Annotated in this window: 15 protein-coding genes and 1 pseudogene; 5 read left to right on the forward strand and 11 right to left on the reverse strand. The window is 40.7% G+C overall.

All coding sequences use genetic code 11. The features are described 5' to 3' along the window. Positions 1-75 precede the first annotated feature (75 nt). The 4 genes and pseudogenes from ACRWQM_RS06575 to ackA form a co-directional block, all read right to left on the reverse strand. Complete coding sequence (locus ACRWQM_RS06575; protein ID WP_226414899.1) at positions 76-300, reverse strand: hypothetical protein; 225 nt, start codon at positions 298-300, stop codon at positions 76-78. Between the two features lie 685 nt (positions 301-985). Then, entirely contained in the window at positions 986-1,423 is a 438-nt protein-coding gene (locus tag ACRWQM_RS06580; protein ID WP_434926504.1) for a hypothetical protein, read from the reverse strand. Between the two features lie 434 nt (positions 1,424-1,857). Then, a complete protein-coding gene (gene pta, locus ACRWQM_RS06585) occupies positions 1,858-4,014 on the reverse strand; it encodes a phosphate acetyltransferase (protein ID WP_434931639.1) in 2,157 nt (718 codons plus the stop codon). A gap of 91 nt (positions 4,015-4,105) precedes the next feature. Then, positions 4,106-5,309 (reverse strand): annotated as a pseudogene (ackA, locus tag ACRWQM_RS06590) (acetate kinase). 187 nt (positions 5,310-5,496) lie between these two features. Between ackA and yfbV the strand changes: the two are divergent. Further along, positions 5,497-5,940: a terminus macrodomain insulation protein YfbV gene (gene yfbV / locus ACRWQM_RS06595; RefSeq protein ID WP_434926502.1), complete on the forward strand. Its 444-nt coding sequence runs from the start codon at positions 5,497-5,499 to the stop codon at positions 5,938-5,940. Between the two features lie 40 nt (positions 5,941-5,980). Here yfbV and pflA read toward each other — a convergent pair whose 3' ends face one another. The 3 genes from pflA to ACRWQM_RS06610 form a co-directional block, all read right to left on the reverse strand. Next, the gene (gene pflA, locus ACRWQM_RS06600; RefSeq protein ID WP_434926501.1) at positions 5,981-6,718 is read right to left on the reverse strand and encodes a pyruvate formate lyase 1-activating protein; all 738 of its coding nucleotides are present in this window, start codon (positions 6,716-6,718) and stop codon (positions 5,981-5,983) included. Between the two features lie 87 nt (positions 6,719-6,805). Then, complete coding sequence (gene pflB / locus ACRWQM_RS06605) at positions 6,806-9,088, reverse strand: formate C-acetyltransferase (protein WP_434931640.1); 2,283 nt, start codon at positions 9,086-9,088, stop codon at positions 6,806-6,808. Positions 9,089-9,635: 547 nt separating this feature from the next. Then, complete coding sequence (locus ACRWQM_RS06610) at positions 9,636-11,168, reverse strand: DUF3360 family protein (protein ID WP_434926499.1); 1,533 nt, start codon at positions 11,166-11,168, stop codon at positions 9,636-9,638. 674 nt (positions 11,169-11,842) lie between these two features. Here ACRWQM_RS06610 and focA point away from each other — a divergent pair. After that, positions 11,843-13,411 (forward strand): formate transporter FocA, encoded by a 1,569-nt coding sequence (focA, locus tag ACRWQM_RS06615; protein WP_434931641.1) that lies wholly within the window; start codon positions 11,843-11,845, stop codon positions 13,409-13,411. A gap of 117 nt (positions 13,412-13,528) precedes the next feature. Here focA and ACRWQM_RS06620 read toward each other — a convergent pair whose 3' ends face one another. Then, positions 13,529-14,443 (reverse strand): LysR substrate-binding domain-containing protein, encoded by a 915-nt coding sequence (locus ACRWQM_RS06620; protein WP_434931642.1) that lies wholly within the window; start codon positions 14,441-14,443, stop codon positions 13,529-13,531. A gap of 354 nt (positions 14,444-14,797) precedes the next feature. On the opposite strand from ACRWQM_RS06620, the gene ACRWQM_RS06625 reads away from it, so the two are divergent. Next, on the forward strand, positions 14,798-16,123 hold the full coding sequence (locus ACRWQM_RS06625; RefSeq protein WP_434926060.1) for an IS4 family transposase: 1,326 nt from the start codon (positions 14,798-14,800) through the stop codon (positions 16,121-16,123). 77 nt (positions 16,124-16,200) lie between these two features. Here the strand turns inward: ACRWQM_RS06625 and cysK are convergent, their stop codons facing one another. Beyond that, positions 16,201-17,166 (reverse strand): cysteine synthase A, encoded by a 966-nt coding sequence (gene cysK, locus ACRWQM_RS06630; RefSeq protein WP_434926496.1) that lies wholly within the window; start codon positions 17,164-17,166, stop codon positions 16,201-16,203. A 378-nt stretch (positions 17,167-17,544) separates the two neighbouring features. Between cysK and ACRWQM_RS06635 the strand changes: the two genes are divergently transcribed. Then, positions 17,545-18,666, forward strand: a complete 1,122-nt coding sequence (locus tag ACRWQM_RS06635) for a beta-ketoacyl-ACP synthase III (protein ID WP_434931643.1) — start codon at positions 17,545-17,547, stop codon at positions 18,664-18,666. 186 nt (positions 18,667-18,852) lie between these two features. Here ACRWQM_RS06635 and ACRWQM_RS06640 read toward each other — a convergent pair whose 3' ends face one another. Continuing rightward, positions 18,853-21,189: a DUF5916 domain-containing protein gene (locus ACRWQM_RS06640; RefSeq protein WP_434931644.1), complete on the reverse strand. Its 2,337-nt coding sequence runs from the start codon at positions 21,187-21,189 to the stop codon at positions 18,853-18,855. Between the two features lie 269 nt (positions 21,190-21,458). After that, entirely contained in the window at positions 21,459-22,232 is a 774-nt protein-coding gene (gene cysZ, locus ACRWQM_RS06645) for a sulfate transporter CysZ (RefSeq protein WP_434926493.1), read from the reverse strand. 170 nt (positions 22,233-22,402) lie between these two features. Here cysZ and smc point away from each other — a divergent pair, with 170 nt between their 5' ends. Then, the gene (gene smc / locus ACRWQM_RS06650; protein WP_434931988.1) at positions 22,403-25,837 is read left to right on the forward strand and encodes a chromosome segregation protein SMC; all 3,435 of its coding nucleotides are present in this window, start codon (positions 22,403-22,405) and stop codon (positions 25,835-25,837) included. Positions 25,838-25,851 lie beyond the last annotated feature (14 nt).

A 25,851-nucleotide genomic window follows, 5' to 3' on the forward strand; every position in this document is an offset into this window, starting at 1 on the left:
CACAGATAAAAACCTCAATTTATTGTTAAGTTGAGGTTTTTTATGGGGATAACTGTAAACGATAGAAGCTAATATTTACCGCAGTAAACGTTCTGACATCAAGCTTTGACCATAGTGTTCAATAACTTCACCAACAGAATGTTGATCGAGTTGGCGCAGGGTTGAAATTTCATTAATCAGCAGATCTTGGACATCAACAGGGATACTCATATGTTCCATAAACATATGCATACCCAGATTATCACTTTGCCTAAAGAGAGCCACTAACTGGCTTGCTTCATATTCAACAAGTGCATTCATATATATTCCCTACAAACAGGTTGGGGTAATTCAAATATAGTGTAAAAGTACGCGGTTTGTTATAACCATTAATTGTAATACTTTCTTAATATCAGCTTTTAGGGTATAAAAAGTGACTGGCAATCTGAAAGTGTTTCATCATTTTTGCTGTTATATGGATTGTGTTGCAATAAAAACATTCTATTCTGAAAGTTTTTGGTAAGTTTGTGGGTGTTGGACTAGTAATCATTAGCCCTAGGTTGATATACTCACCGACAGAAGAACGTGATTGGTACTCTTCTCTGTTACTAGGTAAATGTTACTGACAAAATAGTCAAAAAATAAACATGCCTAGACCCTAAACGACCTAAGAAATGATTGGAGTTATTATGGAAGTTCATGAATACGAAAACGCTTACTATCAAGTAAAAGACGACGTGTTAGAGTCTCTACCTTCTGATGAAGAGTAGGGTTTGAACGAGGAATAATGGCCTATAGATTTAGGGTTACACTCCAAGCGACAATGCAAAAACAAAAAAATAGCAGCCTAGACTGCTATTTTTTTGTTTTATTTTTGGAGAGTTATCCAAAGGTTGACTGACTTTTATCTGGTGAGTTTTTTGTAGGTCGTGAGCAGTATGTTGTCGTTCATAATGATTGAACACCGATTAAGTGTACTTCGAGCAACAATAATAAACTCAGGTTATTAACCACTAATACGGCCTTTCTCTGGTAATACTTCTACAATAATCCACTTTTTACCTTTCTTCTTTAGATGCAGTGTTCTGTCATCGATCCAAGGTCTACCGCCTTTAAGTCCTTCCATTTTGACAATAATGGTCACTTCATCAGTAAATTTACGAAAAAAATCGATATCGATTTCATCAATGCTCATATTAACTTCGGTCATTGATAATCCCATCACATGACGCTGTACTGATGAGGCAATGTGATAGTGTTCTAATACTTCACGTAACTCAGGTGTCACGTAGGGTAACGCTTTACTTACGTCCCTTTCGTTATAGATAGCTTCTAAAAAACTTAATGTGACGCTTTCAGGTGTTTGCGGGGGTTCGCCTTTTTCAATGACTTTTTCACAGCCTAATAAGGCTATCAAGCTAAAAATAAATACAAATCTAAACATAAAAATACGCTGTTCCTATAAAGACACTCATTAAGGTATGACCCCGTTAGAGTATTAAAATGCCGCTAAAGCCTGCCGTTTGTGCAAAACCTAGCCAAATGAATGGGTAATAGTATCTATAATTAAATTATCACTGGCAAGGTAAGTCTATAAATTGCTATGGTGAATTGGTGTAAACAATGTATTCACCTTTAATTGCAGTATTTATAACTGCGAGTAAACTTTTACATCTTAAAGGTTATCCACAGAATCTGTGGACAAGTATGTGAATGGATTAATGATGGTAACCTAAGTCATTGTTTTTGTTTGGCTATATTTCTTGGTTAAAAAGTGCCTTTTACGTATTATTAAAAGATATTAAAAAGCACTGCTTATTAGCAGTGCTTTTTTGTTAGCTTTAATAATAGCTTTGAAGCGATAAAATTGAATGTTTGCTAAGATTTAGCTTTAGCTTCATTTTGTGCAGCTTGAATAGCCGTCAATGCGATAGTGTAAACAATATCATCGACTAATGCGCCGCGAGATAAGTCATTTACAGGTTTACGCATGCCTTGCAACATTGGTCCAATACTGACTAGATCGGCACTACGCTGAACCGCTTTATAGGTTGTGTTGCCCGTATTCAAATCCGGGAAAATAAATACTGTGGCTTTACCTGCAACAGGGCTATTAGGTGCTTTAGACAAGGCGACATTCGGCATTACCGCGGCATCATATTGAAGTGGACCGTCGATAATGAGGTCGGGACGTTTTTCTTTGGCAATACGTGTTGCTTCACGTACTTTATCAACATCTGAGCCAGTACCTGAAGTCCCGGTTGAATAACTTATCATAGCGACACGAGGTTCAATACCAAATGCAGCAGCAGATTCTGCAGATTGAATGGCAATGTCTGCCAACTGTTCAGGATTGGGATCTGGATTAATAGCACAGTCGCCGTATACTAGCACTTGGTCTGGCATCAGCATAAAGAATATCGAAGAGACTAAGCTTGAACCTGGTGCTGTTTTGATCAACTGCAATGGCGGACGAATCGTATTGGCTGTGGTATTAATTGCACCAGATACAATGCCGTCCACTTCATTTTCAGCCAACATCATAGTACCGAGTACCATGTTATCTTCTAGTTGCTCTCTGGCTACCACTTCCGTTAAGCCTTTATGGCGACGAATATTGAGCATAGGTTCGACGTATTTCTCACGTGCGGTTTCTGGGTCGATAATTTCAACCCCTTCACCTAGCACCACATCTTGAACCGAAGCAATACGAAGAATCTCTTCTCTGTTGCCTAACAATACACAACGGGCAATACCACGTTCAGCGCAAATAGCCGCAGCTTTAATGGTGCGTGGCTCTTCGCCTTCAGGTAGCACAATTTTCTTGCGCGCAGCACGAGCTAATTCGGTTAGTTTGTAACGGAAAGCGGGTGGTGATAAGCGATGTTCGCGAGTTGAATCCTGAGTGACACTTTCAATCCAGCTTTGATCGATATGGCTGGCGACATATTCTTGTACTTTCTCAACTCGAACCGCATCGTCTACAGGTACTTCATGATCAAAACGTTGAATATTGAGTGAGGTTTGCCAGGTGTTGCTGTCAATTAAGAATACCGGTAAACCTGTTTCGAATGCCTGTTCGCACAACTTCATGATTTCAGGTTCAGGCTCATAGCCACCGGTTAGCAGTAATGCACCAATTTTGACACCATTCATTGCCGCTAAACAGGCCGATACGATAACATCAGATCGATCACCAGAGGTGACCAATAATGAGTTGGTCTTAATATGGGTTACCATATTAGGAATTGAACGGGCACAGAAGGTCACTCGGCGCATACGTCTAATATGCATTTCACCCGCATTGATTATTCTGGCATTTAAGTGTTTTGCTAAATCCGATGCACGAGGGGAAATCAAATCTAAATTAAAGGGTACGCTGCCCAGAATACGCAGTGGACTTTTTCCTGGTAGCTGAAACATACCAGCGGTATCACCCACTTTAACGTTGTTATGATCAAATACTTCAGACAAGTCCGGTCGCGTGCGACCTTCGTTATCGGTAGGAGCGCCAATTTTGTTAATAATAGAACCAATTACGCGTTTGTTTTTAGCACCACCCCATGAGTTATAGGCGATTTCTAAGCGGTTCATTAAGCCATTAGGGGTGTCATTCCCCGGCGTTGCAATGAAAATCACATCAGCATCAAGTGCTTTGGCTATCTCATAGTTAATATCATCGGCAAATGGGTGGCTGCGGGTAGGTACTAACCCTTCAACTACAATAATTTCAGTATTGGTGGCACACTCTGATGCCCGTGCAATAATTTGCTCCATTAGCACATCGGTTTGTTCTGAGCGGATTAACGCTTCAGCGTGCTCCATACCAAATGGCTCTAAAGGATTAACCGTGGGCGATTTGCTTAAAATGGTGGTCGATCGCTCAGGGCCTTTATCGCCAGAGCGTATTTGTGCAATAGGTTTAAAAAATTGTACTTTTAAGCCCTTACGTTCAAGCGCGCGCACCATACCTAAACTGAGTGATGTTAAGCCCACGCCGATACCGATCGGAACGAGCATAATATTTCGAGACATATAAACCTCAATAAATTCTTAATGACTAAAGCTAAACCTTTAAAGCCGAGTTTGCTTAGTGTTATGTTATCTGTATTTATTTTAACCGAGTCTATCTAGCTGATATTAATTTAACCGCATCTTCAGCAATAACCCACTCTTCATTAGTTGGAATAACCATAGCCACAGGGCTGTTATCAGCAGTAATAATCCCCTCGTGGCCGAAACGAGCAGCTTTGTTTTTAGTATCATCGACTTTAAAGTTGAATATAGCTAATAAATCCAATACTTTGGCACGAATTAAGTCAGAGTTTTCACCAATGCCACCGGTAAAAATTATCGCGTCTAATCGTCCTAGTGGCACAGTGTATGATGCAATATACTTGGCTAAACGATAGCAGAAAATCTCTAATGCTAATGTCGCGCCTTTGTGGCCATCTTGATAGCCTTCTTCAATGCCACGACAATCATTAGTCAGTTCTGAAATCCCCAGTAATCCACTTTGCTTATTTAACAGGTTGTTGACTTCAGTTAGGGTGTATCCGAGTTGATTGACTAAATGAAAAAATAATCGATGGGTCTAAGTCGCCACAACGTGTGCCCATCACTAGACCTTCAAGTGGGGTTAACCCCATTGAGGTATCAACACTTTTACCGCCTTTAATCGCTGTAACCGATGCGCCATTGCCCAAGTGTGCGACGATAACATTGGTGTCGGCAATGTCTTTATTTAATACTTTTGCCGCTTCACGACTGACATAAAAATGACTGGTACCGTGCATGCCATAGCGACGAATGCCATGCTCACGATACAATTTATATGGAAGAGCATAAATATAGGCTTTTTCAGGCATAGACTGGTGAAATGCGGTATCAAACACCGCCACTTGTGGCAGTGTTGGAAATGATGCCATTGCTGCACGAATACCAATTAAGTGCGCTGGGTTATGAAGCGGAGCAAGTGACGCGCAGTTTTCAATACCCTGAATGACATCAGGAGTGATAATCACTGAACGAGTGAATTTTTCCCCACCATGAACAATACGATGACCAATGGCTTTAATCTGTGCGGCTAATTCTGGATGGCCCGCTAGAATAGTTTTAACAATATATTCAACGGCTTCACGATGTGCGGTAAATGCGCCTAACTTTGCTTCGTTTTTGCCGCCTTGAGCTTTCCATTTAATGCGCGAGTCCTCAAGGCCAAAGCATTCCGCTAAACCTGAAATGTGCTCTTCACCCGACTGTGCGCCAATAACGGCAAATTTTAGCGATGAACTGCCGCAGTTTAAAACTAATACTAAATTATCTGACACTAGGTTATCTGACATAATTAGACCTTACTAAGCTTAATCAAAAATTTTAAAGAGTGCGCCGCATAATCGATGTTAGGCAGTGCATTGGTATCGTGTGTTAGCCAACATCATTTTGGCTGTTTATTTGGGACAAACTTACTCAATATGCTATTGTTTAAGCATGTTCCACCATGTTAGGTAATTCTCTTTGGTACTCAATGTTGTCACGCTCATTCGCGACGGTAAAAAATACATGTCCACTTGGCCCATGGTGCGCCAGTTAGGCTTTTATTTTCCCGAATACCGTGTCGTTAAAGCGACTCAAACCGCTTTTTGGGCAATGCCAGTTATTGCCTTATTTGTTGCATTTAGCCAAATTTATGTTTTAGGTTGGGATCATTTACCCCAAACTTTGGCAATGACCCTGTTTATTATTAGTTTACCTATTCAAGGCTTGCTCTGGCTTGGTTGGCGTTCGCGTCATCCATTGCCATTAAGTTTGTTTGATTGGAGCAATCAGCTTAGCCAAAAACTCAACCAAATGGGCGTTAATTGCCAACCACTAGGTGCCAAAGCGTGTTACTTAGATTTTGCTAGCTTACTTAATATTGCCTTTAACCGATTGGATAAGCATTATTGGGATGAGTTATAAGTTACATGCGCTAACATTACCTAACACTGCAAGCATCGAATTAAAAAATAGCTTCAATACCACGGTCAGTGAATACTTGTTTAATGGATAACATGGTTTGTTCACTTGGCGGTGATAAATTAGCAAGAGGCGATGCTTCGCCATAGGCTTGCCATTTATGTTCACCTAGCTGGTGAAACGGCAACAACTCTACTTTTTCCACATTGGTCATGGGCTTGATAAATTCAGCCAACTTAATTGCCGATTCAATATCATCGGTAAAACCATTGACCACCACATAGCGTATCCAGGTTTTTTGCCCTCGAGTTGCCAGGTACTGAGCAAATTGCAATGTGCGTTGATTACTGACTTTAGTCAGTAAAATGTGAGTAGGGTCGTCCATCTGTTTAATATCGAGCAACACTAAATCAGTGCTATCAAGTAACTCATCGATAACAGGATCGTATTTTCGGACAAAGCCATTGGTATCAAGACAAGTGTGAATAGCTTGGTCTTTACAGGCTTTGAAAAGCTCAGCGACAAATTCGGCCTGCAAAATGGCTTCACCACCACTTGCAGTAACTCCACCGCCACTGGCTTCTAAAAAGGGGCGGTAGGTGATAATTTGCGACATTAGCTCATTTACAGTGACTTCTTTACCCGCCTCTAGGTCCCAGGTATCACGGTTGTGGCAGTATTGGCAGCGCATTAGGCAGCCTTGCATAAAAGCAATATAGCGAATACCTGGACCGTCAACTGTGCCAAATGATTCGATGGAATGGATGCGTCCCGTTGCCATTTAACACCCTTTATAAATGAGAGTAATAAACCAATGTTCAATAAAAAAGCTGCATCGAATATTCGATACAGCTAATTTTAGCAGAGTTTATAAACCTTTAGTGAAGGTTCTGGTGATAACGTCTTGTTGTTGCTCTGCGGTAAGGGCATTAAAACGTACTGCGTAACCAGACACTCGAATGGTGAGCTGTGGATACTTGTCTGGATTGATAATCGCATCTTCAAGCATTTCACGGTTCATCACGTTAACGTTCAAATGTTGACCACCTTGTTGATGATCATTGTGCATGAAGTAGCCATCCATCAATGCTGCAAGGTTATTGCGACGCGTACTATCTTCTTTACCTAGCGCATTGGGCACAATAGAGAAGGTATAAGAAATACCGTCTTGTGCGTGCTCAAAGGGTAGCTTGCCCACAGAGGTTAATGATGCAATAGCGCCATTTTCATCACGACCATGCATGGGGTTGGCACCTGGCGCAAAAGGCGCACCAGAGCGGCGACCATCTGGCGTGTTACCGGTTTTCTTACCATAAACCACGTTAGAGGTAATGGTTAAAATTGATTGAGTAGGTATCGCATTGCGATACATTTTTTTATCGCGAATTTTTGCCATAAAACGCTCAACTAAGTCACAGGCAATATCATCTACGCGTGAGTCATTGTTACCAAATTTTGGATAATCACCTTCGATATCAAAATCGACGGCAATACCACTTTCATCACGAATAGGTTTTACTTTGGCATATTTAATCGCTGAAAGTGAATCAGCTGCAATCGATAAACCGGCAATGCCACAGGCCATAGTACGACGAACATCACGGTCGTGTAATGCCATTAACGCAGCTTCATAAGAATACTTATCGTGCATAAAGTGAATACTATTAAGTGCGGTGACATATTGGGTCGCTAACCAATCCATTTGCGAATCTAAACGCGTCATTACATCATCAAAATCTAGCACTGTGTCAGTAATTGCTGCGGTTTTTGGGGCAATTTGTTTTTTAAGCTTTTCGTCAACGCCGCCATTAATAGCATAAAGCATGGTTTTGGCTAAGTTAGCGCGAGCACCGAAAAACTGCATGTGTTTACCGACAATCATAGGGCTAACACAACAGGCAATAGCATAATCGTCCGATTGGAAATCTGGGCGCATTAAGTCATCATTTTCATACTGGATTGAGCTGGTATCGATAGTGACTTTTGCGCAATAACTTTTAAAGCCCTGTGGCAATTTCGTTGACCACAATACGGTGATGTTTGGCTCAGGGCTTGGGCCCATATTGTATAGAGTATGTAAGAAACGGAAACTTGATTTAGTCACTAAAGTACGACCGTCTACACCCATACCTGCGATAGATTCTGTTGCCCAAATAGGGTCGCCAGAGAATAGTTCATCGTATTCAGGGGTACGTAAAAAACGAACCATACGCAGTTTCATCACAAAATGGTCAACCATTTCCTGAGCTTGTTGTTCAGTAATGATGCCATTTTTGATATCACGTTCAATAAAGATATCTAGAAATGATGAGGTACGCCCTAAAGACATTGCCGCACCATTTTGGCTCTTAACTGCGGCTAAATAACCAAAATAGGTCCACTGAATAGCTTCTTTCGCTGACGAGGCGGGTACTGAAATATCACAGCCATACTTAGCGGCCATCACTTTCATTTGCGTTAATGCACGATATTGTTCAGATATTTCTTCGCGAAGCTGGATAACGTTATTGAGATCGTCACCCGCTTCCATTTGTGCTTGTAGAGACGTGAACTGGGCAAGCTTGTCTTGCATTAAATAGTCGATACCGTATAAGGCAATACGACGGTAATCACCAATGATGCGGCCACGGCCATAAGCATCAGGTAATCCAGTTAATATGCCAGATTTACGACAAGCCATAATTTCAGGGGTGTAAACATCAAATACACCTTGATTGTGGGTTTTACGTAGCTCTGAATAAATGTAGTTAATATCACTGTCTAATTCGCGGTCATAAGCTTTACATGAGCCTTCAACCATACGAATGCCGCCATTAGGTAACATGGCACGTTTAAGTGGGGCATCTGTCTGTAAGCCTACTATGGTTTCAAGTTCTTGATTAATGTAACCGGCATCGTGAGAGGTGATAGTTGACACCATTTTTGTGTCAAAATCTATCGGGGCATGAGTGGTGTTTTCTTGCTTGATACCTTCCATTACTTTATCCCACAAAGATAAAGTCGCGTCGGTGGCACCGGCTAGAAAGGATTCGTCACCTTCATAAGGAGTATAGTTACGCTGAATAAAATCTCGAACGTTGACTTGTGTTTTCCAGTCACCGGCGACAAAGTTATTCCACGCATTTGCAAAAACCGTTGTTTTATCAGTCATGTCATTTTACCTTTAAACTTAATGAATCGGTATGTCACTCTGTTATGCTATTTAGCTTTTTTTAATGAGTTAAATAGCTAGGCTAACAGGCTCAGAAATTCTTTTAGGCTGCATAGTTGAATGGTCAATTCACAAACAACCACAATAGCCACATGGATTAATTGACGTCAAATGAACGTGCTGATTATAACTTTGAGGACGTCAAAAAAATCATTTATAAAAATTTACTTTAATATTGGTAAGACCAATTTACCTAATGATATTATCATACCTATATAGCAACCGCATTAAAATCAGTTGGCCTATATTTAAAACTGTTAACTAGCTATCATTTTTTGCTTGTTTGACTCTCTGTAGCAGGTCTTAAAATTACTTAGTTTGCCAATTTTAACTCGTATTAATAATAGATATTGTAATGAAGTTATGCCGCCTATGATTAACAATGTTTGAGTATATTAAGGTTCGCCAACGGTTGGAGAAATAAAAAAGAGAGCATCTGCTCTCTTTTGGTAGATTGCACCACTAAGCTGCTTAGTGAATAGATAGCTTATAACAAAGCGGGAATACCTTGAATCATGCCTACTGCTAACATAGCTGCTAAGCAGATGATAAAAGCAAGTCCAGGTATAATTAGACGATCAGTAACAGATAAACTCTTAGCTCTTTCTTTATCACCAATAAGCCCATTATTATCCAGAAACATGGTTAAAGCCCACGCTAATACGGGGTTGGCAACAAAAGCCGCAAAAATACAGATGCCTGCGGCCTGACTGTTTTGTGTGTCTTTAACCATTTGCATACCAGCCTCTAACAGAGGTAAAAATACCCCCACCAATAAAGCAATCGACATGACGGGACGCCAAACGGTGACATCCATTGGATAACCGATTATCGCCACAATAATGCATAGAATACCTAATAGAATTGCGCCTGCAGGGATAGGGCGTTTAGCAATGGCAGCGGGGATCATATAAGTCCCCCAAGAGGAGGTAATATTACCGCCACCGACAGCAGTGCCGACGATTTGACGAAGTGAACAAGTCGTCATAGTGTCATCCACATCCATTAGCACTTTTTCAGAACCTTTTGGATAATTCAGTTCTTGGAAAATACGATGGCCAAGGAAATCAGGTGACCACATTGCAACGGCTAAAATGGCAAAAGGTAATGAAGCGATAAAGTGTGCCGTATTGGGTAAGCCTAACTGCCAGCCATGTTCGGTTGACCCCCACCAATAAACAGGATTAAGATTTGGAATGCCAGGTTCTGTCACAAACTGTAAATCTAATCCTGCTCCTAGACCAAATGCAAGTGCAATGGCAGAGATGGAACATAACGGAATGGCTAGCCAACGTTTACCCACTTTTGCTAGGTAAGCATATAAAATAACATTGGCTAATAGAATAAAGAAAGCAACATAACCTAAACTGTAATCGAGTTGATGCTTTGTTTGTAATTCGCCAGCCCATTCAAATAAAGAGCTGATTTGGCTTTTTGCGCCCATAAACCCCAGAAATACCAGCAAGCCACCCGCGACGCCGCTTGAGGTGAGGTTAACTAATTTAGAACCGCCTTTAAAGTAACTCAGCAGCAGACCAAATATCCCCAGTAAAATAGCTAAAGCAAGTGGGTGAGCTCCAGCTAAGGCAATTGCCCCAATTAAAGGGATCATCGGCCCATGATTACCAGCCAAATTAGCACGAGGGTTAATAAATCCAGAACTGATAATACAAAAGAGTAACGCAGGAATGAGCATTTCTACTCGAACAACTTGAATGGCGAATTCTGCGCCTAAGTTAATATGGTCCCAACGTTCTGTTAAGCCTGATGCCCAAGCCGCCATGACGGCTGAATACATTACTGTTATACCAATAGTGCCTGCGATAGCTGGGACTAAATCCTCCCATTCAAAACGAAAATCTCTACCGGGTAAATTGAGCCCCCAGCGCTTAGGTTTCATAATCTTTAATTCATGATCTAAATACTCTTCACGGCTATTAAACTCTGACGCGGGACGGTGAAGCTCTTTATAAGTTAACTCAGAGGCTTCCATATCATTGCTTTTGACTGTTTCTGACATAATTTTTTTCTCTGAAAAGGGTAAAGTGTTTACCTATTAATGATCACTTCAACAAAATACATAGAATCGACCCAATCACTTGGCTGAAATGTCGTCATTTAAATGTGAAAAACTTGCCCATCATCGTAAATTTATAACCGTCATGATGAGCGGGTAGTAAGCCTTAAATCGAATTTTATTGGTAAGACCAATTTACCTCCCGGATTTTAACATAGCAAAGTTGCGCAAGCATTATGTATCAATAAACTTGACGCTACTGATTTATTGATTTGAGACACAGCTAACAGTTTGTCGTGAACTGGTGCTGTGAATGTTAAATCAGACGTGCATGTTGCAGTTAAATCACAGTTAATTCGAACGACTTACCTTACAAGCAATTTAGTGAATGACAGAATATCTTGAGCTTAGTCAATTAATGATGCCATTAATGTATGGATAGGCCGGTTTAATATAAGAATCGTTATAAAACAATGGCTAACACTTATGTCGGCTGTGGTTGTTGATAATGTTTGCATCAATATTATTGATACATACATTCATTATTATCAGATTTTATTTTGCTCTCAATCGAGATACGGTAAGTGTCATCAAAGTTAGTTACACCGTCTAAGCATTGGAGGGCAAATGTCTAATAATCCAGCTCAATTATTTTTAAGGCAACAAGGAGTCAATTTATGAACTCCTTTGGGTCTAGCTCAGCTGCATCGATGGGGCAGGCCCCAAATCATAATCAGCCTATTGAGTATATAAATACCAATAATGCGCAAACTACGTCGAGTTATATTGAAGCAAATATGTATCAGCAAGCAGAAGACTATGGAATGGAGAAAGTCAGCAAATCAGCATGGCAGTCTTTAGGCTTATCGACTTTTGCAGGAGTCTTTATCGCAGTAGCCTTTGTGTTTTATATCACTGTCACCACTGGAACAACTGGCTCATGGGGTGAAACTCGATTAGTTGGTGGCTTGGTTTTCAGTTTAGGGCTAATTCTAGTCGTTATTTGCGGTGGTGAATTATTTACCAGCTCGGTATTAGTTAGTCTTGCCTGGGCCCAAAAGTTAGTTAGCACTAAGGAGCTAATGGTGTGTTGGGCAAGGGTTTATTTTGGCAACTTAATAGGAGCACTACTGATGGTTGCTTTAATTATGATTGCAAAAATGTATGAGCTAGACAGTGGGGGCTGGGGAGTTAATGCACTAAATATTGCTCAGCATAAATTACACCATAGTTGGGGGCAAGCTTTTGCGCTGGGCGTATTGTGCAACCTACTCGTGTGCTTAGGAATTTGGATGACCTTTGTGACGAAAGATGCACTAACCAAGGCATTATTATTGATTCTACCCGTGGCGATGTTTGTTAGTAGCGGCTTTGAACACAGTATTGCTAATTTGTTTATGGTGCCTCTGGGTATTGCGATTACTCACTTTGCTTCAGCTGAGTATTTTGCTGTTGCCGGCTTAACAGCTGCCCAGTTTAGTGATTTAACCTTGAGTCATTTTATTGTCAATAATTTAATTCCAGTGACGCTGGGTAATATTGTCGGGGGAGGAGTCATAGTTGGTCTAGGTTATTGGCTTATCGAAGGGGCAGCTCCCCATAAAAAAACGCTTCATACCGCAACACCAGCGTTAGCTGATTGTGTTTTGTCATTATCTCACTCATTAAATTTACACAACTCTACGTTATCAACATTAACTGAACCGCAAATTTTATCCGCAACGTCTTCTGGAGAAATATCTATGCCAAAATTGATTAAACAACTACTTGTTAGTCAAGTCATGAATACTGCCCCATTTACCTTAACGGCAGAATTATCAGTATATGAAGGGCTTAAGCTTTTGTCTGATAAAGGTGAGCGCGGGGCCGCCGTTATTGACAGTCAGCGGCGGCTTCTTGGCTTTGTGTCGCAGCAGGATCTATTACGCAGTTTATGGTCGCAAGAGTATGTGCGCGATATATCATATAAAGTGGCGGACTTAATGCAAAAAAATGTGCTAACTGTCGCACCAAATGACACTATTACAGATTTAATTGAATTAATGGTCGTGGATAGAAATAAACTATTTCCTGTTAATGATATGGGGATATTTACTGGTAGTACTTTTGCCTGCTATGAGGAGCGTTTACGCCATGCCTATGCCAGTAAACCAAGCAGCTTCCCCGTAGTGGCTCAAGGTAAGTTAATTGGTATCATTTCAAGAGAGGCCATCGCTGCGAAAATCTCGACTGTTTATTCTTGTTAATCTTATATTGTGAACTTTACATTGTTAACCTGGGCTTTGGGTGGGCCCTATGAGGTGCGCGATGGTCAATATAATAAATGGGGCTAAGGTCTCATTTATTATTTGTACAAACTCACATTATTTATAAAGTTTATGGTTCTGACGATGTTTACTCATTTTTCGAGCTTGGGTAATCACACAGTCCCTCAATGGGTTCTCTCCCGCATCACAGCGCCACACAAATGACAGGTGACGATGCATATTAAGTTGTGGTGTCGATAGAATAACAAGATCACCATTAGAGACCTCTTTTTCGACATCTAAGAATGGCAAACTACTTAAATAGGGACCATTTTTAACCAGCGCCTTTAGTAAGGAAACATGTTCATACTCTTTCCATACGTTGAGTGTTTCAATTACCCCATGAATTGCACCTTCAAAAATCCGTCGTGTGCCAGCTCCTTGCTCACGAAGTACCCACTTAGCCTGCTCTAGCTGAGAAACGCTGGTGGTTTCATAACGCGCATAAGGATGATGGGGCGAGGCAACCACGACTAAATGGTCATTTAACCACTGCTCTTGGTGGAGTCGACTGTCATCGTAGCGGCCTTCAATAATGCCAAAGTCATATTGATAATTAAGTAAGCCTTCTACTACATGTTCAGTATTTTCCACAGTGAGAGCAATTCTAAGCTCTGGGAAGTCAGTATCAATTTTACTGATAAGTTCTGGAAGTAGATGTTCAGCTGCTGTTTGGCTTGAACATAACCGGAATATTCCGCTGATAAGATGCTGTTCGTGTAGCCCTAACTCTATTTGTTGGGCGTCTTGAAGCAGCTTTCTTGCTTTGGGGCGTAACCAATTTCCCCAATGGCTCAGGGTAAGGCGATTACCTTGGCGGATAAATAAGGGGCGGTCCAATAGATTTTCTAATTGTCCAAGTGACATACTAACCGCTGATTGAGTCATCGACAGTTTTCGGGCTGCGGCGCTAACACTCTCTAAACTAGCTACTGCGTCAAACACCATTATTTGTTTTAGTGAGTATTTCATTAAAGAATAAGCCCCTAATAGTCTTTGTAAAATAAAAAGATCAATATCATTGATAGATTAATATATGTGGTTTAATGGCTTGTTAATACGGCGAGCAGCTTTAAAAGGCTGATGTTTTTCAGAATACCAATAAGACATCGGTACTGTTATTTAAAGCAGCCAATTAAATGACTACTATAATAACAAGGCAATTTAAGTAAGATTTTGATCCAGTTCTAGTTTTTGATTTTTAAAACATTTGAAACAAGAAAAAGCCTAGCATGAGCTTAACACCGATCAGTTAAGAAACTGATCGGTTGACAGCAAAAATGATCCTACGAAAATGGCTCCTTCTTTTGAACGGAGTCATTTTTTATGTTGTCTAACTGGCTTATTGATACTGAATTACTTGTCGCCCCCGAAGAACTATCTATCTTTCAAAAAGAATTGCCGTTGGAATGGATTGAACAAGCTTTGGAGCTAACCAACAAAGCAAGTATTAGGCGCAGAAAACTTCCAGCAGAATTAGTCGTTTGGCTCATCGTTGGAATTGGCCTCTACCGAAATCGTTCCATCGCTGAAGTCGTCTCCAAGCTCGACTTAACGTTAGTTGATAAGTTGGGAGAAACCGTTGCACCAAGTGCTATCCCGCAAGCTAGACAGCGACTGACAGCCGCTCCCCTTAAAGCCCTTTTTGATATCACTTCTAAACACTGGTGTCATAGGGAAGACAGCCAAGATACATGGCATGGTCTTCAGTTATTTTCTGTTGATGGAACGACATTTAGATGTGCAGAAAATACCGAGAATTCAGAGCATTTTGGCTATATCAGTAATCAGCATAGGAAGCAGTCCGTATACCCAGTAGCCCGCTTATGCGCACTCATGTCATTACGAAGTCGTATGATAAGAAATGTAAAATTTGGTCCGTGTAGTAAAGGGGAAATTAGTTATGCTCGAGAGCTAATTGGATCAGTTCCAGCTAATTCTCTCACTATTTTTGATAGTTGTTACTTTAGTGCAGATCTTATGACAAGTTGGTGGGGAGCCAACCAGAATAGCCATTGGCTTACACCACTCAAAAGTAATACACGCTTTGAAGTCATCGAGCAATACGCTGACAACGATTATCTAGTTGAGATGCCAGTATCACCACAAGCGAGAAAAAAGAACCCAGAGCTACCTGAAAAGTGGCATGCGAGACTAGTGACCTATCAAGAAAAATCCCAGGGCAATCATATTACAGGTGTGCTGAGTTCATTAACCAATAGAAGCAAATACTCCTCTCAAGATATATTAGATGTCTATTTCGAACGCTGGGAGATAGAAAATGGCTATGGAGAAATCAAGCAATATCAACTTGATGAGAGTATTTTATTAAGAAGTCAGACAGTTGAAGGCATTTATCAGGAGATTTGGGGATTACTGATAGCGTACAACTTGATCCGAGTTGAAATAAGCCAAATCGCTAAAGAGGCAGAAGTGTCACCATTACGGATTAGCTTTGTAATGGCGATGCGCTATATACAGGATGAGTTGATGTGGTGCGCAATTGCATCGCCAGGAACAATCCCTAAAAAGCTCAAAGCAATGAGGGAAAACGTTAAGCAATTTATCTTGCCCAAAAAACGAAAACGGCCCAAAAGTAGGACCGTTCGAATTAACAAAACCCGCTATCCAGTTAAGAGAAGAAACTCTTAACTGAATGGTGTTAAGCATGAGCTAGGCTTTTGGATTAAATAACAAGCCACTGATTAAAGTGGTCTGAAAATAACAAATTACTGTACGTTTTCGCTTTCGCCAAACTCACCAGCAAATAACACTGATGATAAATAACGCTCAGCGGCTGATGGTAAAATAACTACGATTGTTTTGTCTGCAAATTCTGGCAGTGCAGCAATACGATTAGCTGCTACAACCGCTGCACCAGAAGATATACCTACTAAAATGCCTTCTTCTTTCATCAAGCGTAATGACATTTCAATAGCATCTTCATTGCTAACAGCTTCAACGCGGTCAACTAATGAAAGGTCTAGGTTTCCAGGGATGAAACCCGCGCCAATACCTTGTATTTTATGTGGTCCAGGTTGGATAGGTTGACCCGCTTTAGCTTGAGCAATAACGGGTGAATCTACTGGCTCTACAGCAACAGAAATAACTTCTTTACCCTGTGCTTTTAAGAAACGGCTAGTACCTGTAATCGTGCCACCAGTACCAACACCGGCAACAAACACATCTACCTGGCCATCAGTATCATTCCAAATTTCAGGACCTGTGGTTTTCTCATGAATTTCAGGATTAGCAGGGTTGCTGAATTGACCTAAAACTAAATATTTAGACGGATCTGATAAACGAATTTCTTCTGCTTTATCAATTGCGCCTTTCATGCCTTTAGCGCCTTCTGTTAATACCACTTTAGCACCAAGTGCTTTTAACAGTTTACGACGCTCTAGGCTCATTGTGTTTGGCATAGTTAGGGTTAACTTATAACCACGAGCTGCGGCAACATAAGCAAGTGCAATACCTGTATTACCTGATGTTGGTTCTACTAACTCGACATCTTTAGTTAAGGTGCCTTTCTTTTCCGCATCCCAAATCATGTTAGCGCCAATACGACACTTAACACTAAAGCTTGGGTTACGGGCTTCAATTTTGGCTAATACGTTACCGTTACTGACGCGATTTAAGCGAACGAGTGGAGTATTACCTAAAGTATATGAATTATCTTCGAAAATTTTGCTCATGAATGTTTACTCCTATTTTTGCATTGTCTAATCATAAACTTCACAGGGGAATTTAGAAGTGAATATTTGTTATTCTTTATTCCTTTTGGTTATAAAAGGGTTCCCTGTTATGCTAAATGCATGGTTTTGGCGGTCGTTTTGTATACAAAGAGATATCCTCTAGCCCCTGTATGGTCTGACCATCGAGTTATTTTGGACATATTAGTGAGACTATTTTTCTAGTTAGGACTAAAATGGCGCCAAGCGGCTAAATATATGAATTCTTTTTCACAGATACAATTTTTGTGGTGACTGTATAGCCTCATTTGGGATTTTAATGGTTTTTGTTATTCCAAATAATAGGCATTTAGCTCAATTAAATTAATAATGGTAATCATCATGATAAAAGTAGTTATTTCAGGTAGTGGTCTTTTTGTTCCTCCTTATGCGGTTTCTAATGATGAGTTAGTTGCTAGCTACAACAGCTATGTTGATTTGCATAATCAACAACACTCTCAGCAAATAGAATGCAATGAACTTGAGCCCTTGGCATATTCATCTAGTGAATTTATCGAGAAAGCATCAGGGATAAAAAATCGATACGTAATGGTGAAAGAGGGGATCTTAAACCCTGAGATAATGATGCCATTGATTGCTGATCAAGCGTCTGATGAGCTGTCGCTGCAGGCTAGCATGGGTATTGCAGCTGCAAAGCAAGCGCTGGCCCAGGCAAAAGTGAATGCTGAGGATATCGATTTAGTGATTGTAGCCTGTGCCTATACGCAGCGGGCGTATCCTGCAATTGCAATTGAAATTCAACAAGCTATTGGCACTAAAGGTTTTGCCTATGACATGCTAGTAGCTTGCTCGTCAGCGACCTTTGCCATAGTAAATGCGGTTAATGCGATTAAAGGCGGTACTGCAAATCGCGTATTAGTCATAAACCCTGAACTGACTTCGCCGCAAAGTAATTTCAGAGACCGAGACAGTCATTTTATTTTTGGTGATGTGGCAACTGCGGTTGTGGTCGAAAGGCAAGATTTAGCTCAAACAGAACATGCTTTCAATATTTTATCGACAAGTTGTATGACAGATTACTCTAACAATATTCGCAGCAATTTTGGTTTTGTGAATCGTTGTGATCCTGACAATGCGAGCACTGCCGATAAGTTATTTCATCAACAAGGACGTAAAGTATTTAAAGAGCTTTTGCCAATGATTTATCAGCATTTAGATAAGCAATTTGCAGATGAGCAAATCAAACCTGAAGAATTTAAACGTTTATGGTTACATCAAGCTAATATCAACATGAATATGTTTGTAGTTAAAAAATTATTAGGTGATGACGTTGACGAAACAACGGCACCAATAGTACTTGATGAGTTTGCTAATACCGCTTCTGCTGGTTCGGTTATTGCTTTTAACAAGTTTAATAGCGATTTTAAAACCGGCGATCTCGGTCTACTATGTTCATTTGGGGCTGGCTATTCTATTGGCAGTATCGTGCTCGAGAAATGTTAAAGATTAAATGTTCAATACGGTGCAGCTGTATCAAAAGCACTTAAATATCTGATTGTTTCACCACTCTGTATTACATTAATACTCAATAAAAGCCGTCAGTGAATACTCACGGCTTTTATTGGTTTTGTGTCTTGTCCTAGCAGCTGCTTATCATAAAAAATACACGCCCAATGCCTGTTTATCGCGTTACAATAACCAAGCGTAGCTTACCTTCATAAAATAGGTTCTGTCATTTTGGGTTAACGAATCAATCTCGTCATCGGCTTTAAATGCATCTGAGTAACCGATATAGAACACACTTTGTGGGTTGAGTTTGTAGCCATAGAGCAACTCGTTACCTAGGTCTTTATATTTGGTATTAGGTTGTTGATAAATATACAGGCTTGGGTCTCTTTCTATATTTGTATACACACTAGACAGGCGGATAAAGCTATTAAGAGTAATTTGCCAGTTTACTCGGATGTCGGTTAGGTTTGCGGTAAACAGTCTACCGCCATCAACATCAAGCGTTTGATATCTGTGGGATAAATCTAACACAATCGAGTCGGTCATTTTCCATTCAATTTCGGGGTTGAACATGGTTAATGTGCCTAAGCGATCGTTGGCAAAGTCGATGCTATCACCGTAATTGATGTCCAACTCTAGCTTGATTGATTGCAGCGGTACAAAGTTGGTATAAAACCAGCCGATAGTTTCATCAAACATTTGGGTGTTGTTGTCAATGTCGATATTGGATGGATTATGGCGTCTGCCTACACGTTCACGTTGGGTGATGCCTGAAGCAATATAGCTTTGATAGCCACCTTCAAGTTCAACAAACATTTCAGCTTCTTGTTCGAGCAACTCCCCTTTTTGGGTATGTGTAATATCCCAATCGCCACCTAATTGAATCTTATTAAAAAAGTTCTCAGATGGGTACCAGCGATAGCCACCACCGGCAACAAACTTGGCCGCATCAACTTTTTCAATAAAGCCTAAATCGGCTCTAAAGTCATCACCCACAGATTCATACTGTGTTGAGGCGTACCATTCGCGACGATTATGCTGGTAGGTTAGTTTGAACATATTGTCGCTAAATTGGTCCTGTTTATTCGTTCGCAGGACTCGTTCGTTATAGTCACAGTTACTTAAATCGCATTCTATTGGAGCAATAGTACAGTCATCCCCTTTACAGAATTGATTAAAAAACTTATCAGGATATTCTGTTTGTGAAAATGCATACTGGGCGGTAAAGGTGTCTTGTTCTGTCGGCTGATATTTCATATCAGTACTATAAACATAGTTGTGATAATTATCAGACTGCTTGAGTGTCATGACCCCGCCAATAGATAATTGTTTGCTGGGGTCGTAACGATATCGCGCTGCTACGTTATAACTTTCTTGATCAAGGGTAGCGATATCTGAGCTTAAATTACCAGGAACTAAAAATTGAGTCTGGATATCATTTGCAGCTAATACCCCAACAGTATGATCATCGGTTTTACTGGTCAGTTTTACACCGTAGTCAGGAGAACTGATATTACGGGTATGAAGCAATTCCATTTGGCTGTCAAAGTAGTCTTTGTTATCTAAAAAGAATGCACGTTTTTCTGGGAAAAACAGCGCAAATGTATTGTTAACATCTAATTGACCTGCATCTGATTCCACCTGGGAGAAGTCGGGGTTAATTGTTGCATTTAATAGGGTTGTTGGCGTTATGCCCCAACGTAAATCCAGTCCTGCTTCAACGTCTGACTCCGCTTCCCAGGGCGTACTAGGGGTTAAGTTGCGCTGGTTATTTTGGTTGGCAACAAGTGACGGCGTTATTTGAATGTCTTTACCCTGTTTAGCACCTTCTAACCCTTGTAAAATCCCCAGCTGACATAATTTACATGACACATTGCGGTCTATTTTATGCGTTGAAAAACGCTGATTTTCATGTCGAGGGTAAAAGCGGATAAATTCCACGCCCCAGTTTTGAACGGCATTTGAATCATCAAAATTGAATAATCTGAGCGGAAGTTGAACTTCTACTTGATAGCCTGTCTCAGTGATTTTACCTTTGCTGTACCAAATACCATCCCAAGCATCACTTTCTTGTCCTGTGAGCTCGTTTTCAATTGAATCACTTTGAACACCGTAGGCGTTGATAAAAAATTGATAGGCCAACCGGGCATTATTGAATGTATCTAGTTTAATACCCACCATGTCATCACCCCAAGACTTGTCTCGGTCACGCAAATTAGCACGAATGGCTTGTGGATTAGGATCATGAGCGGTGAATGCCACATATAAACTGGTTTGCGAAGCAAATATTCTTGCGGTTGTAACCACTGGTGCAGCAACGTTTTCAGCTGGTGATGTTTCAAACTTCAATTCAACTGCTTCAGCCTGCTGCCATTGAAGCTCATCGAAATCACCATCAATAATAATGTCATCGCTTAATGTAGGCAGCGTGGCATGAAATTGATCGCTACTGCCAGCAAAGGTGCTAAAGCTGATTAGGCCACTGAGTATTAATAGAGTTTTTGAGTAGTTATTCACTGGTTATCTTGAATATTGTTAGTTGTTTTATGCATTGTCGCAAACAAACGCAATAATTCCGACCTTTAATGCTATAAAAAGATTGTCAAAATGTTACAAAATTTGTGCTGGTGAAATTGTACGATGTGAATGTAGATATCATTACAAAAAAGCGCCAAGAGTCAATCTTAGCGCTTTAGTTGGGGGCGATTTAAGTTCGCTACTGTTTAGCCTGCAACTGTTTAATGAAATCGCTGCATAAAGGGTTTACTGTTTGTAAGCAAGTATGGTTAATCTGCTGCAACTGACGGGTTTTTATAGGCATCACGGTAACGGTCAACCCACATTGATGTTGCCCCGCAGATAGCCACTGGCATAACAATAAAGTTCACAATTGGGATCATTGAAAATAGTGTTACCGATGCCCCGAAGCTAAAACTGGTTCCCTTAGTATTTCGTAAAGCAAATTTCATATCATCAAAGGGCACTTTATGGTTATCAAATGGGTAATCACAATATTGTATTGCCATCATCCATGCGGTAAATAAAAACCACAAAATAGGCGCAGCGGTTTGGCCTATAACAGGTACCCAGAATAAGATTAAAAAAATCAGTGCCCGGGGTAAATAGTATTTCAGCTTAATCCATTCGCGGCCCATTATCCGCGGCAAGTCTTTAATTAAATCTACCGCGCCACCGGTATTAAGATTTTTACCGGTTAAATGCTGTTCAACTTTTTCAGCTAGCAAACCATTGAAAGGTGCCGCTAGCCAGTTCATCACAGAGCTGAAAATAAACGACATCACCACTAGCATGGTTAATACGGCTAACGGCCACAGGAAGAAATTTAACCATGAAAGATAGTCCGGTATTTCACCGTTCATCCAGGTAAATAAATCGCCTAATTTTCCCACTGCAAAATACATGACCGCAGCAAATAGCAGTAGATTTATCATTAAGGGGATAAACACGAATGCACGTAATCCGGGTTGCTTAATAAGCGCAAAGCCTTCCAAAAAGTAGTTAACGCCACTTTTACGGTTTGAAGGAGATGTTACTGCCATTGATGGCTCCTCGACGGGGTGATAAGTATTTCTTAGGGGGAGTGTGACAATCGATGTGACAGAAAACAAGCGATAAACTGTATCTAAAAGCAAAAAATCGTTACAAAATGCGCCTCAATTGCTACAGTGAGCAGCCTAGAAGCAACGTTAACCAAACTATACCGGCATTAATGCGATTAAAACAAATAAAACTTGCTGGATTTAAGTCGTTTGTAGACCCAACAAAAATCCCCTTTGATCATCCCTTGACCGCCATTATAGGTCCAAACGGCTGCGGAAAATCTAACGTAATTGATGCTGTGCGTTGGGTGCTGGGCGAAAGTAGCGCTAAAAACCTGCGCGGCGACTCGATGACAGACGTCATTTTCAATGGTTCCACCTCCAGAAAGCCTATTTCTGTAGCGGGTGTTGAACTGGTATTTGAAAATATTCAAGGTCGACTAGCAGGGCAATATGCTAGCTATCAAGAAATTTCTGTTAAGCGGCAGGTTAACCGTGACAGTGAATCATTCTACTTTTTAAATGGTCAAAAGTGTCGTCGCAAAGATATTACCGATTTATTTATGGGTACTGGTCTTGGGCCGCGCAGCTATGCCATTATTGAACAAGGCACCATTTCGCGCCTAATAGAGTCTAAGCCGCAAGAGTTACGAGTATTTATTGAAGAAGCCGCGGGGATTTCTCGTTATAAAGAGCGCCGCCGTGAAACCGAAAACCGCATTCGCCATACCCGTGAAAATCTTGAACGGTTAAACGATATTCGTCAAGAATTGGGCAATCAAATTGAACGCTTAGCCCAGCAAGCCCAAGAAGCAAAACAATATCGAGCGTTAAAATCGCAAGAACGTGAGCTGCACACCAATTTATTAGCCGGACGCTACCAAGATTTGTCGAAGCAGTCGGCAGAAATGCACAGCCAGTTAAATGAGCTTGAACGCCAACAAAGTGAATTTGCCGCGAGTCAGCAATCATCTGAAAATTTAGTGCTGCAATTACAACAACAAATTAACGGCTTAACAGATACCGAACAAAAACTGGTTGAACAATATTATCAAGCCGGCAATGAAGTTGCTAAGTTTGAGCAGCAATTGAAACATCAACAACTTCAAGATTCGCAGCGCGAACAAGAAATGTTAGTGATTCAGCAGCGTCTTGATGATGCCGTACTCAAGCAACAACAATATGAGTTAGTGTTAGCTGCAGGATTAAATAAACAGTCAGCGTTAATGCCTGAGCTTGAAGAAGCTAAAATTCAATTCGAGATGTTAGATGAACAAGTTCATCAGGTTGATGAATCTAGCGATGATTTAAGGCATCAGTTTAATGATGCTGCAAATGCGTTAAACCAGGTTAAAACTGAGCTTGCCGTGTATCAATCGCGAAATGAGCACCAGCAACAATTGCTTAATAAGCATGAGCAAACAATTCCTTTATTACAGCAAAAATTGCAACAGTTAACCCATGCAGATATCGAGCAAGATATTCTAGAACAGCAAGCTAAATTAAGTCGTTTAAATGAGCAAACAATCGCGGAGCAAGCGGCTAAACAACAACTTGATCTAAATTTAGTTGAGGCTGAACAACATCTATTACAGGCACAAAATGGTTATCATCTCATAAAAGATTTACTCGCCAGCACCAAGGCGCGGCTGCAATTAATTAATGAGTGGTTAGATAACCAAGTTGGCGATGTCGATGTTCAGCAGTTATGGCAAGTGATCAAGGTTACCCCTGGTTATGAAAAAGCCGTTGACGTATTGCTACAATCTGTTAGCAAGGCTGCAGTGCTAACGACTGAAAATGCGTTTACTCATTCAGATTCTATTAGTAATGGCTTTATGCTTTTAAGTGATACTTTTTCACATATGGCTTTAACCAGCCCAGTTAATCTTGCACCTTGGTTAGAGCAGGTTGTGTTTGCTGAGACGCTTGTAGAAGCAAAAGAAAAAATTGCCAGTTTATCAGCCTCATCGGTTGTGGTATCAAAAGAAGGTTATTTAGTTGGTCACGGTTTTATACTAGCGCAGTCTAATCATCAATCAGTGATCAGCTTAGTCACCGAGCAACAATGCTTAATTGAAAGCGTGGCAGAGCTTGAAGCTCAAAGTGCTACTGCATTGCAGTTACAAACGACTCAAGTTACTCAGTTAGCTCAAGTAAATGTCCTATTAGGGCAATCTCAGCAAATGTTACAACAGCTGTTGGTGGCACAAACCCAAGCACAGTCTAAGTATGAAGGATTAGTTGAACAGCAGCATAATCATCAAATTACCCAGCAGCAATTGGTTCAAGAATTACACTTGGCCAAGGAACATCAGCAACAACAATTGATTGAAGCTGAAGCTTTATCAATGCAAGTTGAAACTTTAGAGACACAAACTCATCAGCGTCAATTGAGGCTAGAGCACGCACAGCATAGGTTTGAGCATACCAGCACACAATTACGCGACTTGAAAACCCAGCGTGCGGAGCTTGAAAGAAATAAGACCAATATCAATCAGACCTTGCAGCAAATTAATACTCAGGTGGCCGTCAGCCGTCAGCAGTTAACCCAGCAGGGTGAAAAAATAATTGAATTATCAGAACGTTACACAGCTATTGAACAGCATGGTCAGGTAAAACAAGCGTCACTTGAACAGGTTGAGCGGGATAATATTAAGCTACAGCTAGAGCAACAGCTTGATATTCAGCACCGCAATCAGATTAAGCTTAATGATAACCGTCAACAACAAGCTGATTTGCAACAAAGCCTAGATGCATCACTAATGATGCAAAAACAACAGCTTGTCACGCTACAAAGCTTGACTCAAAAAATAAGCGCGTTAAAGTTACGTCGTGAGGGTATAAAAGGCCAAGCGGATGTGCAATTGCAGGTTTTGCAGGAAGAACATATTAACCTTCAAAACGCGTTAGCCAATATTGATGATGATTTTGATATAAAGGCATGTTCAAAAGCATTAGAAACAGTCCGTGACGAGATTAATGGCTTGGGTGCCATCAATCTCGCGGCTATTGAGGAATATGATACCCAAAGTGAACGTAAACAATATTTAGATAGTCAGGATAGTGATTTAAATCAAGGTCTGATGACATTGGAAGATGCTATTCGTAAAATTGATAAAGAAACGCGAACACGATTTAAAGCTACTTTTGACTCAGTAAACAATGGCTTAATGCAGTTGTTCCCTAAGGTTTTTGGTGGTGGAAAAGCATACCTTGCATTGACCGATGATGACTTACTCGAAACCGGTGTGACCATCATGGCGCAGCCTCCGGGTAAAAAGAATAGTACCATCCACTTACTTAGTGGTGGAGAAAAAGCGTTAACCGCTTTATCATTGGTATTTGCCATATTTAGATTAAACCCAGCACCCTTTTGTATGCTGGATGAAGTAGATGCACCTTTGGACGACGCTAACGTAGAACGATTTTGTCGTTTGCTACAAGAGATGTCGCAAAGTGTGCAATTTGTCTATATCAGCCACAATAAAATAACCATGGAAATGGCTGACCAACTCATTGGTGTCACTATGCATGAACCGGGTGTTTCACGTATAGTCGCGGTAGATATAGAAGCCGCTGTAGCGCTTGCTGACGCAATATAAATAGGAATTAAGTA

Origin of the sequence: Shewanella sp. HL-SH5, from assembly GCF_051163755.1 — a bacterium.
GTDB lineage: Bacteria > Pseudomonadota > Gammaproteobacteria > Enterobacterales > Shewanellaceae > Shewanella > Shewanella glacialimarina.